This is a genomic window from Martelella lutilitoris (genome assembly GCF_016598595.1).
Lineage (GTDB): Bacteria > Pseudomonadota > Alphaproteobacteria > Rhizobiales > Rhizobiaceae > Martelella > Martelella lutilitoris_A.
This window is the reverse complement of sequence record NZ_CP066786.1, coordinates 1781355-1794707: the sequence shown is the minus strand read 5'-3', so window position 1 is coordinate 1794707 and position 13353 is coordinate 1781355. Positions and strand designations below refer to the sequence as shown.

The following is a 13353-nucleotide window of genomic DNA, read 5'->3' as shown; positions in this document are numbered from 1 at the left end:
AAGCGATGTTGATCAGTCGTTCAATGCAATCCGGAGCGATTTTTAGCGAACAGCTCCGCATCACCAAGGGAGGTATAGTATGAAAACGAAATCCTACACAAGGTCGGGAAGCCTGTTGGCCGCCTCGGCGCTGGCAGCACTCATGGCCTTTTCCCCCGCCAACGCGCAAGACCGGCAATTGCCGGACAAGATCGAGAAGATCGGGCTGATGGTACAGGATATGTCCAATCCCTTCTTCTCCGCCATGGAGAAAGGCGCCAAGGACGCCGCCGACCGGCTCGGCGCATCGCTCAACACTCAGGATGCGCAGCTGGACCTGTCGCGCCAGTATACGCAGATCGACGCTTTCATCCAGCAGGGTGTGGACCTGATCGTCATTTCGTCGGTGGATGAAGCAGGAATCGAACCTGCCATTGAACAGGCGAAGGCCTCGGGCATTATCGTCATGGCCGTGGACACGCCGGCCCATGGCGCCGATGCCGTGATCATGACCGACGCCGTTCAGGCAGGTGAGAAATCCTGCCGTTACCTGTTCGAGCAGATGGGCGGCGAGGGCAAGGTCCTTCTTGTCGACGGCACGCCGATCCAGACCATCATCGACCGGATCGACGGCTGCAACAATGTGCTCAAGGATTTCCCCGGCATTGAAGTCGTAGGGCACCAGTCCTCGATGAACGACAGGGCCTCGGGCCTTGCCGTCACCACCGACATGCTGACGGCAAACCCCGATGTGAACGGCATTTTCGGTATGAACGACCCCTCCGCGCTGGGCGCGGTCCTTGCGGTCGAACAGGCTGGCCTTGCCGATCAAGTGGTCGTGACCGGCGTTGACGGAAGCCCCGAAGGCGTCGACGAACTGAAGCGCGAAGGCTCGCCCTTCATCGGAACGGCAACGCAGAACCCGGCACAGATGGTCCGCGAAGCCGTGCGGATTGCCGAGGACATGATTGCCGGCAATCCCCCGGAAGAAACGACCATTCTCATCCCGAGCGTCCTGGTGACGCGCGACACGGTCGACGAATATCCAGGCTGGTAAGAACCGGTCTACCCAGTCGGCATGCAATACGGGTGCACAGAGCGTCAAGGCGCTCTGTGCATTGGGAAAGGAGCGCCTCATGGCAGGCCCAACTGATAACCCTGAACCGCTGTTGAAACTGGAATCGATCAGCAAGCGCTACGGCGCAACGCTGGCGCTCGACAATGCCAGTTTCGATCTTCGCGCAGGAGAGGTTCACGCCCTTATGGGCGAAAACGGCGCCGGCAAATCCACCCTGATGAAGGTTCTGGCCGGCAACATCACCCGCGACAGCGGACGCATCCTGATGGACGGCAAGAAAATCGAAATCCGCTCGGCACGCGATGCCCGCGCCCACGGCATCGCGATCATTCACCAGGAATTGAATACCGTTCCGCAGATGACAGTCGCCGAAAATCTAGGCCTCGGTCAGGAACCGGTCACAGGACTGAGGATGCTGGATCGTCGCGCCATGCTGGATTCGGCGCGCGAGAAACTCGCCACGATCGGCTCCGACATCGATCCCCGCAAGCCGCTAGGCTCGCTCAGCGTCGGACGACAGCAGATGGTCGAGATCGCCCGCGCCATCGGTGAAAACGCACGCGTTCTGGTGCTCGACGAGCCGACGGCCGCACTTTCACGCGCAGAGGCGGAACAGCTCTATACGCTGATCGCGAAGATGCGGGCCGAGGGCGTCGGCCTCGTCTATATCTCACACCGCATGGAAGAGGTCTGGCGTCTGGCCGATCGCGTCACGGTTTTCCGCGACGGCTGTTACGTCGGCACTAGCCGCATGGAGGACACATCCCCTCAGGAGGTCGTCCGCATGATGGTCGGCCGGTCCGTCGGGCACCTCTACGAACACCCCGACCGCAATCCGGGAAAATCCGTCCTCAGTGTTCGTGATCTTTCCGGAGACGGGGTCGAGGGTCCCGTCAGCTTCGATGTGCACGCAGGCGAAGTGGTCGCCATGGCCGGTCTTGTCGGCGCCGGCCGTACCGAGGTCGCCCGTTTGATCTTCGGCGCCGGCCGCCGCACGAGCGGCACGGTGTTCGTCAACGGGCGGCCTTCCGAGCCAGACGGTCCAAGCGACGCGATTGCAGACGGCATCGGCATGCTTCCCGAGGACCGCAAGGTACAGGGGCTGTTCCTCGACCACACGGTCGCGGCGAATATCTCGATCAGCTCATTGCTGCAGTTCGTGCGCGCGGGCGTCCTGCGTGAAAAGCTGGAGCGGGAAGCAGTCGAACAGGAGATGAAGCGCCTCAACCTGAGGAGCAACGCCATCCGCCTGCCCGTCAAGGCGCTTTCAGGCGGAAACCAGCAGAAGGCGGCGGTTGCCCGCTGGCTGCTGCGCGACAGCGACGTGCTCATCATGGACGAGCCCACGCGCGGCGTCGATATCGGCGCCAAGCGCGAAATCTACGAGATGATCCAGGAGCTTGCCGAGGCAGGCAAGGCCATACTGGTGATTTCCTCCGACCTGCCGGAGGCGATCGGCATCAGCGATCGCGTCCTGGTCATGCGGCACGGGCGTATCGTTCATGAAATGCCGTCGGCATCCGCAACCGAACAGGACGTCATGTTCCACGCGACCGGAACGGCAGCGCAAAACGCGCCGGCCGGCGAAGAGGTGTTACAATGAACCAGAAAGATGAAGCCGTTCGCCGGCAGCCGGTGCAGATGGAAAAGGAACCGTTTGATTTCGCCCGCTGGTGGGACCGTGTCGGTATTCTGATCGTATTGCTGGCGCTGGTCGTGTTCATGTCGATCTTTGCGCCGAACTTCGCGCGGATCGACAACCTTTTCAACATCGCGCGCTCGATTTCGGTCAATGCCATTCTGGCAGCCGGGATGACCTTTGTCATCCTGACCAAGGGTATCGACCTTTCCGTCGGCTCGACGGTCGCCGTTTCCGGCGTCGTCGCCGTGCTGGCGGCCATCGCAGGCGTGCCGGCCCCGATCGCCGTCCTCTCCGGCATGGCGGTCGGCGCGGCCTGCGGTGTCGTCAATGGCGCGCTGGTCGCCTATATGGGTCTTGCACCCTTCATCGTGACGCTCGGCCTGATGACCTTCCTGCGCGGGCTGGCCTATACCATGACAGAAGGCCAGCCGATCGTCTCGAGCAGCCTCAACTTCAAGGCGTTCGGCAGCGGCTATATCGCGGATGTGCCGATCCCCGTCATCACCATGATCGTCGTCTATTTCATTGCCTGGTTCGTTCTGGAACGCACACGGTTCGGACGGCACATCTATGCCGTGGGCGGCAATGAAGAGGCGGCGGAGCTGGCCGGCGTGCGCGTCAAGCGGATCCTGACGGCGGTCTATGTCATTGCCGGCCTTTGCGCGGGCCTTGCCGGCGTCATTTTCGCCGCCCGGGTGATTTCCGCGCAGCCAACGGCGGGCACCGGTTACGAACTTGATGCGATCGCGGCGGTCGTTCTTGGCGGCACCAGTCTTTCAGGCGGTCGCGGCCGGATCATCGGCACGCTGATCGGCGCCGTCATTCTGGGTGTTCTGAGCACCGGCCTGATCCTGATGGATGTACCCTTCTTCACCCAGCTTCTGATCAAGGGCGTGGTCATCATTTTCGCCGTTGCCATCGACAGCCTGAAACAGCGCACATTCCACTTCGGTTTCCTGTCGCGCAAACAGGTCCCCCGTCAAAGCTAGAGCAACACGCAAAGGGTCCAGCACCCTTTGTCCCTCCCAGACTTCAATCTCACGTCTTGTGAAAGACCGACACCATGACCTACCGTATCCGGATCGAAGATCCGCTCAATGGCGCACGCGTGCGCGAGCCGATCGTCTTCACCGTCAACGCCGCCATCGACGCGCCGCTCCTTTGGGCCAAGACCGACGATGGCGAGAAAATTCTCTGCCAGAGACTGAACCAGGGCTCCAACGCTCTGCAGACGCGCTTCGTCGCGACCGTCGACGTCAACCAGACGGCAACTCTGGATCTGGCGGAAGCCTGTGAAACGCTGCCGGCCGATATCGCGCCGGTGATCAGCGAAAAGCAAGGCCGCGAAACCGACTGCTTTGTCCGTCTCGACACCGGCGCCTTCGACCTCGAACTCTGCTCGGGCAAGGCAGAGGGGCTTGGCTCCTCGAAATGGGGCCTGCGGCATTTTCGGGCACTGAGCGACGGCTTCGAACTGCTGCCGTCCGGAAACAATGCCATCGGCGGTTTCTATGGTCCTTTCTTCACCCCGGAAAACGGGCTCATCAATCCGCCGGAACACACGATGGTCGAAATCGAAATCATCGAAAAGGGGCCGGTCATGCATCACTATCGCATGCATGGCCAGATACCCGACGGGCTTCTGGACGAACTGAAGGGAAAGTCCTTCTCAATCGACTGGACGTTCTACGCCGGAACGCCATTCTTCGAGCGCCGCTATGATGTCACGCCATTCCAGACGGTAATCAATGGTCGATCGGTCACAAACAAGATCACGGTCGGGGATGAGTTCGAAGGCGGCAAGGGAAAGCTGGTCTTCGATCGCTTCGCCGCCTATGGCGGAACGCGCTACCGGGCGGGTGACCCCTATGCCGGAGAACTGGTCGATATGGTCGCGGATACGGTCAGGACCGTGAAATCCGGCAGCGCCAAGCTTGAGGAATTCAGGGCGGAACTCGCAGATATGGAATCCGCCCACTGGGATCTTTACTGGCGGTTGTTCTGTGCCTGGGAAGGGGTTTTGAGCGACGATGAGATCCGCGACAGACTGGCGCAGGTGTGTGCATCTGCGCATGTGAAGGCTGATCTCAACGACCGCGAATGGATCATCACGGATGAACCCGTGGACGTCTCCGCCCTTCCCCACGAAACCATCTTCCCGGGACCGGCGAACAAGACCGTCGAATTCGATCAGGAAAGCGGTCGCGCGATGGTCTGGTGGACCTCGAAAGCCTCTGGTGCCTTCCAGATCGTTCAGCGCAAACAGTCGGGCTGGGTCAACTGGGGCTCGAATGGCGAAAACGAATGCCCGGAACTGCCGGTCGGCGTCGACATCAAGACCGCCTATGGTCCGTTCGCAGAACGCTGGATGCAGATCGCAGATCAGCTTGAGACCGCATTGAACGTCAGTGTTGAGGTTCTCTAGCTGTGATCTTGCAGAAGGCTGTTCATTCGGAGCAGACCGAGGAGACTGGAGTTACCACGCTTCAGCATTCACCTGAGGCTCCGAATGCACGGATCGAGCAATGGGAATGGCGCCGATGGAATAGCTTACGGCCTGGCGACTGACACTGGCAAAGGATCTCTTGCGCAAGCGGGAGTTGAGCGTAAGCGCAATTGCCTGCCAAGTCGGCTTCAGTTCCGCGAGCGCCTTCAGCGTGGCATTCGGTCGAAGCGTGGGCATGTCACCGGCGCGCTATGCGCGCGAGGCGGCCGAGGAGTTCGAGGGGGCCACCGTCTGATGCAGCTTGCCGAGCCTGCCCACTGAGAAAAGGAGCAGTCTCCAAAGGGGTGGCAGCCTTTCGGCAAGCGTGCCGAGGAAATCGTCGGGGGTAAGCTCGATGCGTAGATTCAATAGGTTAGAGCGCCGTGCGTCCGAATGGACGCACGGCGCTCTAGCCCTTTTCGCATCCGACGAGATTGGAAAGAGGTACAAATGAGCTGGAGCAAGCTGATAAGACAATGTCATCGCTGGCTGTCGATCGTTTTCACCCTGATCGTGATCGGCATCTTCGGCGCCCAGGGGTTCGGCAGGGAACCCGCCGAATGGGTGTACTTCCTGCCCTTGTTCCCGTTGTTCCTGATGCTGGTCACCGGTCTCTATCTGTTCGCGCTGCCCTATTTCAGCGGGCGACGCGGCAAGTCAGACGAGTGAGGCCGACGACAGTCGGATGTTAAAGGAGAAATGGCGGTCCTGGCGGACAGTGCCACCAGGACGTGGTCTGAGCAAAGAACGCGACGATGGCCAGGAAACCCGGCAATTCTTCTTCGCGCGATCTTCTTGCCGGCACGAACAAGAAAGCACCCGCCAAAGTGTTCCTGTCACGGCGATCGAGATGGTCCCTGACGGCTATTCCACCGCTTTTTCCAGGGCGGCGATGTCGATCTTGCCCATCGTCATCATTGCCTCGAAGGCGCGTTTGGCTTTGTCCCTGTCGGGTCCCGTCGTCAGGTCGAGCAGCAGTTTCGGCGTGATCTGCCAGGAATGGCCCCAGCGGTCCTTGCACCAGCCGCAGGCGCTTTCCTGTCCGCCATTGCCGACGATGGCGTTCCAGAAGCGGTCGGTCTCTTCCTGATCTTCTGTGACCACCATGAAGGAGACGGCCTCGTTCGGCGTGAAGTTGGGGCCGCCATTCAGGCCGACGAACTTGCGCCCGAGCACGGTGAATTCGACGGTCAGTTCGTCGCCTTCCTTGCCGCCGGGATAATCGGAGGCGGCGGTGTTCACGCGATCGACATGGCTGTCGGGAAAAGTGGCGGCATAGAACGCGGCCGCTTTCCTGGCTTCGCCGTAATCGTACCAAAGGCAGTTGATGATCTCGGTCATGACGTTTCTCCCTGTGTCTGTTGTGGTGGGTAAGCCGCCCCGGGCTAGGACGCGACGCGGGCTATTCGAAGAACCCTTTCGGTGTCGTCCCTTGAAGGAAGGGTTCGATGAATGCGTGCAGAAGCGCGGGCTGGTTGATGACCGCGGTGTGGGAGGTCGCCGGCATTACCGCGAGCCGGGAGGCCGGCAGCGGTTGGCCCATGTCGCCCATCACCCCGCCGCCCAGCAGGCGGAACATCGCGACTGAATGTTCCAGCGTCGCGACATCGGCGTCGCCGGTGATGATCAGCACCGGGGTCTCCAATGCTGCCACGTCCTCGCCCCAGGCCATCGGCTCATGCTCGAGCGCGATCAGCTTTTCGACGAGCGCGGGAAACCCATCCGGATCGGCCGCCAGTTCCCGGTATTCGGCGGCAAACGGCATCTCCAGGAACATCTCGACACTCATCTGCGGGACGAAGTCCCTGAAGGCGGGCTGCCAGCCTTCGTAATCATACGCCACCGATGCTGCGACAAGCTGATCGACCCGCTCAGGAAAGTCGATGGCGAACCGCAGCCCGGCGGCCGCGCCCATGGAATAGCCGAATATGTCGGCCTTCTCGATCCCGACTGCGTCCATGAAGGCGGCGACATCGCCCGCAAGGTTCGGATAGGTGATCGGCCGGTCGATGTCGGTGGTGCGGCCGTGTCCCTGGAATTCCAGCGCATAGACCTTGTGCGTCTCGGCGAGCACCGGGATGATCTCGCCCATCGCGGGGATGTTCATATAGGCGCCGTGCAGCACGATCAGCGGATCGCCCTTTCCGGAGACCTCGTAATACATCTTCATACCGTTGACCGCGACGCGATCGCCTGTCGGCTCCTCATCGGCCAATGCCGGGGCGGCGACCGCGAGCAATGCGGTCAGAATGACCATTCGGAACATGATTGTCTCTCCCTGCTTTCGTTGAGGTCCGCTCAGGCGGAGCCCTTGGCGCCCTCGAAATTGAGCATCCACGGCGTGCCGTACCTGTCGGTGAACATGGCGAAGCGTTCTGCCCAGAAGGTTTCGCCGGGCGCCATCTCGACGCTTTCCGCATCCTCTGCCAGCGCGTCGTGGATGCGGTCGAATTCCGCGCGCGAGGACGGCGCGATCGATACGCGGAAGCCGGCTGGCTTCCTGTACATTTCGGTCGGGACGTCCGAGGCCATGACCGTGGCATTGCCTAAACTCATGGCCATGTTCATCACCAGATCGTCGCCGCCGGGCATCCGGCTTTCCGGGTCGGGCGCATCACCGTTGCGGAAAACGCCGCCGATCTCGCCGCCGAGCACCTCGGCATAACGGGTCATCGCCTCGAAGCAGTTGCCCTTGAAGAAAAGATAGATTGTCGGTTCCATGTCAGTTCCTCCCTTACGGTTTATGCCGCCTTCAACGGCGACGATTGGCTACGGCTCCGCCGCAGCGTTGAAGAATTCCCTCTGGGCAGTGAACGCGCGTCTGAAGGCCGGTCGCGCTTCGGCACGGGCCACATAGGCCGCGAGATTGGGATATTCTTCGAGCAGCCCCGATCCGCCCAGCCTGCGCAGAACATCGGCCGTCATCAGGTCGCCGGCGCTGAAACGGCCATCGAGCCAGTCGGCATTGCCGAGGCGGTTGGACAGGTCGGTCAGCCTGGCGCGAATGCGGTCCTCCACAAGCGTCAGGCGCTGCTCGAACCAGTTTTGGTCCCGTTCGAGATAGAGGACGACCTCCCGGTCGACGATCGTGGGTTCGATGGTGCTGAGCGCGGCAAACATCCAGTTGATCGCCCGTGCCCGCGCGGTCGCATCCAGCGGGAGCAGACCGTTATGGCGATCGACGATGTGAAAGACGATTGCGCCGGTTTCAAACAGCGCGAGGTCGCCCTCCTCATAGGTCGGGATCTGCCCGAACGGCTGCAGGGTCCTGTGCGCGGGTTGCTTCATCGCGGCGAAAGACACTGGTCGCACGTCGTAAGGTTGGCCAACTTCCTCGAGCGCCCAGCGCACCCGCATGTCGCGCGCCAGCCCCTTCCCGCCATCGGGCGAACGCTCAAAGACGGTGATGGTGGGCCCGGAGTCGCCGTTCAGCTGCTGGAGGCGTGCCTCAGTCATACGCGTCGTGCCTCCGCCACCACTGGTACGGTCTGGTCTGCGGCGTTCCTTCGGGCGCGTCCTCCCAGTCTTCCTGCCGGCCGAGGGGCGTCAGGTCGAGCAGAGTCCAGACCGTGCCGAGCGTCTCGACCCCGCGACCGGTCGTGTAGTAGGTCCGGTAGATGTCCGCGCCATCGCGATAGAAAACGTTGAGGCCGAACCCCGAAGACACGTCGAAGTCGGCGTTGAAACTGTCCCGTGTCTCGTACCAGGGCATCGACCAGCCCATGCGCTTTCGGAACGCCGCGATCTCGCTAATCGGCGCTTTCGACACGAAGACGAGCGTGGTGTTGCGGGCGTGAAGATGGGAGAGATGCGGGATCTGGTCGGCGACCATGCAGCAGCCTGCGCACGGGCTCGGATCCGCGGGCTTCAGCATATGATGATAGACGATGAGTTGCCGACGGTCGTCGAACAGGTCAGCCAGCGTGCCGGTGCCTTCGGGCCCGGTGAAGGCATACTCGCCATCGACCTTCGTCCACGGCATGCGCCGCCGCCTTGCGGCCAGCCGGTCCTGGGCACGGGTCAGGTCCTTTTCCGCATCGCGCAGGTCGGCGAGTTCGTTGCGCCAGGCATGCGGCGATGTTGTTTGGCGAACGACACCGGACACCATCTTCGTCTCATGGTCTGAAATTCCAGTCATGTTATGAACCTCCTCCTCAGGAACCTGTCGCACCGCTCTTCGATGGCCTCTCGAACAGGAGCAGCAGATAGCGTTTCAGATGATCGACGCTGTCGCGCGCGATGGCGCGGCCACCCGTCGCCTTGGCCAGTATGAATGCACCCTGCAGCACGGCCTGGGTATGCGCGGCCAGGCTGGCGGGCGTCCAGTCCGCCACGATCCCGCGCGCTTTCATCGCAGCCTCGATATCGGGCTCAAGCGTGGCCGCATGCCCGAAAATGCTTGCCGCGCAGGCATCGCGGATCGCCGGATTTGACCCATAGACTTCCTGCGTCATGGTGCCGACGAGGCAGGTAAACTCGGCGAGATCGCCCTCGATGATCGCCTTGCGGAACTCGATATAGCCGATCAGCCGGTCGAACGGATCATCATGGTCGTGATAGGGGGCGCCGGCGAAGAATGCGCCGGTGGTGGCCGACCAGTGCTCCGCCGCCGCGATACCGAGCGCGTCCTTGCTCTTGAAGTGATGGAAGAAGGCCCCCTTGGTCACGCCCGCGGCCGAACAAAGTTCGTCGACGGTGGTGGCCGTATAGCCCTTGGCGCGGATCAGCGACAGCGCCGCATCAAGCAGCTTCGATCTCGCATCCGGCTTTGGGGTCGTTTTGGACATGCGTCGCCTCCTGTTCCGGGAACACATACCAACTAGTCGGTTTGATGTCAAACGCGACGATGATCGCGCAGGGCTCATGAATGCAGTTGCAAGCTGAAGGCGGCGATTACCGCACCGACGGCCGATTCGTATCACCGCCATTGCTGACAATTGCGCGCCATACAGCACTCAACCCCTCCAGCGTTACCGCTGAGTGGAGCTTTAACTGCCCCGTTTGGGCACTTTCTTCCGCCGTTCTGACATTTTTTCCTTGCCCCCACAAATCCTAATGTTATTAGGGTATCTGCTTATAAAATTAGGATATAGAAACGGCAATGGCGAGAGCAGGTTTGACGCGCGAGAAAATCATAGAGGTCGCCGGTAGCCTGGCGGACGAGTCGGGCTTTGAAAAGCTGACACTCACAGCCGTGGCCCGGCATTTTCAGGTTCGCTTGCCGAGCCTTTACGGTCACGTTGCCAATTCCGACGATCTGAAAAAGGGCGTCGCGCTGCTGGCGCTGGGACGGCTGGCGGAGCGGGCGGAAGATGCCGTCGCGGGACGATCCGGGAAAGATGCATTGCGGGCACTGGCAAATGTGCATCGTGAATTTGCGTGCCAGCATCCGGGCCTGTTTCACGCTATCCGCTATCCGCTTGATCCCAGTGGCGCTCCCGGAAACGGCGGCACGCGCTTGGCCAGGGTGAGCCTCGCAATGCTTCGCGGCTACGGCCTGCCGGAGGATGAGAGCGTCCACGCCATCCGCCTTTTCGGTTCGTTCGTGCTGGGCTTCTCCCTGCTCGAAACGGCAGGAAGCTTTGCACACAGACCACCTCCTTCTGAGCTTTCGTGGGAGCGCGGCATAGATGCTATCGACGCTCTCATTCGAAGCTGGAGCAAAGACTGAACAATCGAATTTCCAGCAATACCCGGCAAAAAAAATGAACAATCTCGCAGTCACCACCCCCATCACCGGATCCCTGCTCAAGGGCATCCTGGACCTGGAGGAGACGGAGTTCGGCCTGCTCCCGCACCGCCTGCCGGCATGGGCGCGCGCCCAATATCCAGACCCTCAGCTTGGATTCGTCGAAGCCGAAACCTCCGGTGTCCGCCTGCGGTTTCGCAGCAGCGCGACCGCGATCGAGCTCGATGTTCTTCCGACCCGAAGGGAGCTTGTCGGGGTGCCGCCCCGACCGAAAGGCGTGTTTGACCTTTGCATCGACGGGCAATTGCAAGCACAGCAATCGGCAGAGAGCGCCACGCTTTTGCGCACGGACCTGTCCACCGGCACAACGCGTCGCGAGCCGGGAATTGCGGAAACGTTGCGCTTTGCGAACCTGCCCGACGGCGAAAAGCTGTTCGAGATCTGGCTTCCCCACAATGAGATCGTAGAACTCGCGACCATGCGATCGGATGCTCCCATCAAGCCGGATACCGACGCCGGTCAGCCAGTCTGGCTCCACCATGGCAGCTCGATCAGCCAGGGTTCGAACGCGGCTTCTCCGACCGGGATCTGGCCGGTGGTTGCTTCGCGTATGGAAAATTTCGATCTCGTCAATCTGGGCTTCGGCGGCAATGCCCTGCTCGATCCCTTCGTCTCGCGCGCAATGAGAGATACATCCGCCGATCTTGTCAGCGTCAAGATCGGCATCAATCTCGTCAATGCGGATCTGATGCGTCTGAGAGCTTTCGTGCCCGCCGTTCATGGCTTTCTGGACACGATACGCGACGGTCATCCGGAAACGCCGCTTCTTGTCATCTCTCCGATATTCTGCCCCATCCACGAAAACACGCCTGGTCCTGGCACATTCGATCTGAAAGCGCTGGCAAAGGGGGAGATCAGATTTGAGGCAACAGGTCGACCCGACGAAGTAAATGCCGGGAAACTGACCTTGTCCGTCATTCGGGAGCATCTGAAAGCCATTGTGGAGCAGCGTCGCACGAGCGACCGGAATATCCACTATCTGGATGGTCTCGCGCTTTATGGGGAGCACGATCATTCCATGTTGCCCCTGCCGGATCAACTGCATCCGGAGGCAAAGGCTCACCTGCTGATCGGACGAAGGTTTGCCGCACGCCTAAAGAGACGTTGGCAATGATCGATCCGCCCCCCTTCGGCTATTGGGAAGAGTTTGGGCGGTCGCGCTCTATCCCATCGCGGGCTTGTCAGCGCCCGCGTCTCCGCCTTCCTCGACCATCTGCGGGCGGCCTTTCCGGAGGACTGCCCGAAGAGCTCGCCCGCTATGTCGAGAAGGGACAGCGATAGCCACCCGTTGTTACAGAAAGCTGGAACCGGGTTCGGCCACGGCCCGCATCATTGGTGCACGCCGGCGGCCCTGACGAAGCCGATGAAGGCCTTCAGCGCGGCCGATGGGTGCCCGTCCAGGGGGCAGTACAGAAAGAAACCGGGTTGGGCGGGGCAGAATTCCGTAAGCACCCGCACGAGGCGGCCCGCCTCCGCCAGCGGCGCAACGAGCCTGTCGGGCAGGCAGGCGAGACCCATGCCGCAAAGCACCGCCTCGCGCAGAATGCAGGTGTCGTCGACCGGGCCGGTTACGACCGCACGCCTCAGGACGTGAGGGACGCCGCCCATGCTCAGGACGCCAGGCTGGTTTCGGAAGGCGCCCTGGTGGGGATTGCCGGCGCACCGGTGCAGGTGCGCAATCCGGATGCCGCCGGCGTCAAAAGGCAGGACGGTGCGTTCTTGTCTTCCGGTCTGCCCATCGCCGGCTTCGCGGAGATCGAGGCCGCCAGCCTGGAAGAGGCTGTCGACAAGGTTTCGCAGGTTCCCTGCGCCGTCGCCCGTGGCGTTGTCGAAGTGTGGCCGCTGAAATAAACGTTCAACAGCACTGAGGGAGAGAAGAAATGGCGAAGCTCGTATTCGGTATGAACGTATCACTGGACGGCTATGTCGATCACGACAGGTTCGCACCGGACCCCACGCTCTTCCGGCATTTCATCGACGAGGCTGAGAGACAGGTGGGCAGCATCTACGGCCGCAAGATGTATGAGATCATGCGGTACTGGGACGAGGACCATGCCGACTGGGAGCCGGAGGGAGCAGCCTTCGCTGCTGCCTGGCGAAAACAGACGAAATGGGTCGTCTCCCGAACCCTGGGCTCGGTCGGTCCCAATGCAAGGCTGGTCGGGGATGATCTGGAAAGCGCGGTTCGCCGGCTGAAAGCCGAGCACGACGGGGAGATCGAAATCGCCGGTCCAAACCTGGCGCGAAGCCTCACAGACCTAGGACTGATCGACGAGTACCGGCTTTACCTTCATCCCGTCGTACTCGGTCATGGCACGCCTTGCTTCGCCGGCCCCCGGCCGCCACTCCAGCTGCTGTCGCATGACCGGATTGGCGAGAATGTGGTCAGGTTGGCCTATGTTCCTGCATGATCTCTCGCC

Annotated in this window: 17 protein-coding genes; 10 read left to right on the top strand and 7 right to left on the bottom strand. The window is 61.4% G+C overall.

What is annotated here, in order from left to right:
- The first annotated feature begins 79 nt into the window (after positions 1–79).
- From JET14_RS08410 to JET14_RS08385, 6 genes are all read left to right on the top strand, one after another.
- Positions 80–1036, top strand: coding sequence for an ABC transporter substrate-binding protein (locus JET14_RS08410; protein ID WP_200337615.1), 957 nt, complete (start codon positions 80–82; stop codon positions 1034–1036).
- 79 nt (positions 1037–1115) lie between these two features.
- On the top strand, positions 1116–2660 hold the full coding sequence (locus tag JET14_RS08405) for a sugar ABC transporter ATP-binding protein (RefSeq protein ID WP_200337614.1): 1545 nt from the start codon (positions 1116–1118) through the stop codon (positions 2658–2660).
- A complete protein-coding gene (locus JET14_RS08400) occupies positions 2657–3688 on the top strand; it encodes an ABC transporter permease subunit (protein WP_200337613.1) in 1032 nt (343 codons plus the stop codon). Before JET14_RS08405 ends, JET14_RS08400 begins: the two co-directional genes overlap by 4 nt.
- Positions 3689–3762: 74 nt before the next feature.
- Positions 3763–5124: a hypothetical protein gene (locus tag JET14_RS08395; RefSeq protein WP_200337612.1), complete on the top strand. Its 1362-nt coding sequence runs from the start codon at positions 3763–3765 to the stop codon at positions 5122–5124.
- 160 nt (positions 5125–5284) lie between these two features.
- The gene (locus tag JET14_RS08390; protein WP_348648106.1) at positions 5285–5440 is read left to right on the top strand and encodes a helix-turn-helix domain-containing protein; all 156 of its coding nucleotides are present in this window, start codon (positions 5285–5287) and stop codon (positions 5438–5440) included.
- A gap of 194 nt (positions 5441–5634) precedes the next feature.
- Positions 5635–5853 carry a hypothetical protein gene (locus JET14_RS08385; RefSeq protein ID WP_200337611.1) on the top strand — a complete coding sequence of 73 codons (219 nt, stop codon included), beginning with the start codon at positions 5635–5637 and terminating at the stop codon, positions 5851–5853.
- Positions 5854–6048: 195 nt separating this feature from the next.
- On the opposite strand, the gene JET14_RS08380 is transcribed toward JET14_RS08385, so the two are convergent.
- From JET14_RS08380 to JET14_RS08355, 6 genes are all read right to left on the bottom strand, one after another.
- The gene (locus JET14_RS08380; protein ID WP_200337610.1) at positions 6049–6525 is read right to left on the bottom strand and encodes a VOC family protein; all 477 of its coding nucleotides are present in this window, start codon (positions 6523–6525) and stop codon (positions 6049–6051) included.
- A gap of 61 nt (positions 6526–6586) precedes the next feature.
- Positions 6587–7450 (bottom strand): alpha/beta fold hydrolase, encoded by an 864-nt coding sequence (locus tag JET14_RS08375; RefSeq protein WP_200337609.1) that lies wholly within the window; start codon positions 7448–7450, stop codon positions 6587–6589.
- Between the two features lie 32 nt (positions 7451–7482).
- A complete protein-coding gene (locus JET14_RS08370) occupies positions 7483–7905 on the bottom strand; it encodes a VOC family protein (RefSeq protein WP_200337608.1) in 423 nt (140 codons plus the stop codon).
- A gap of 48 nt (positions 7906–7953) precedes the next feature.
- The gene (locus tag JET14_RS08365; protein ID WP_246750569.1) at positions 7954–8640 is read right to left on the bottom strand and encodes a glutathione S-transferase family protein; all 687 of its coding nucleotides are present in this window, start codon (positions 8638–8640) and stop codon (positions 7954–7956) included.
- Entirely contained in the window at positions 8633–9322 is a 690-nt protein-coding gene (locus JET14_RS08360; protein WP_200337607.1) for a DUF899 domain-containing protein, read from the bottom strand. Before JET14_RS08360 ends, JET14_RS08365 begins: the two co-directional genes overlap by 8 nt.
- 16 nt (positions 9323–9338) lie before the next feature.
- Positions 9339–9971 (bottom strand): TetR/AcrR family transcriptional regulator, encoded by a 633-nt coding sequence (locus tag JET14_RS08355; protein WP_200337606.1) that lies wholly within the window; start codon positions 9969–9971, stop codon positions 9339–9341.
- 329 nt (positions 9972–10300) lie between these two features.
- On the opposite strand from JET14_RS08355, the gene JET14_RS08350 reads away from it, so the two are divergent.
- Both JET14_RS08350 and JET14_RS08345 read left to right on the top strand, forming a co-directional pair.
- Positions 10301–10855, top strand: coding sequence for a TetR/AcrR family transcriptional regulator (locus JET14_RS08350; RefSeq protein WP_200337605.1), 555 nt, complete (start codon positions 10301–10303; stop codon positions 10853–10855).
- Positions 10815–12047 carry an SGNH/GDSL hydrolase family protein gene (locus JET14_RS08345; protein WP_200337604.1) on the top strand — a complete coding sequence of 411 codons (1233 nt, stop codon included), beginning with the start codon at positions 10815–10817 and terminating at the stop codon, positions 12045–12047. Before JET14_RS08350 ends, JET14_RS08345 begins: the two co-directional genes overlap by 41 nt.
- A 215-nt stretch (positions 12048–12262) precedes the next feature.
- Here JET14_RS08345 and JET14_RS23050 read toward each other — a convergent pair whose 3' ends face one another.
- The gene (locus JET14_RS23050; RefSeq protein ID WP_432443081.1) at positions 12263–12436 is read right to left on the bottom strand and encodes a hypothetical protein; all 174 of its coding nucleotides are present in this window, start codon (positions 12434–12436) and stop codon (positions 12263–12265) included.
- Here JET14_RS23050 and JET14_RS08335 point away from each other — a divergent pair.
- Entirely contained in the window at positions 12359–12784 is a 426-nt protein-coding gene (locus JET14_RS08335) for a transcription initiation protein (protein WP_246750568.1), read from the top strand. The two genes, JET14_RS23050 and JET14_RS08335, sit on opposite strands and share 78 nt — an antisense overlap.
- A 29-nt stretch (positions 12785–12813) precedes the next feature.
- Positions 12814–13344, top strand: coding sequence for a dihydrofolate reductase family protein (locus tag JET14_RS08330; RefSeq protein WP_200337602.1), 531 nt, complete (start codon positions 12814–12816; stop codon positions 13342–13344).
- The last annotated feature ends 9 nt before the right edge of the window (positions 13345–13353 follow it).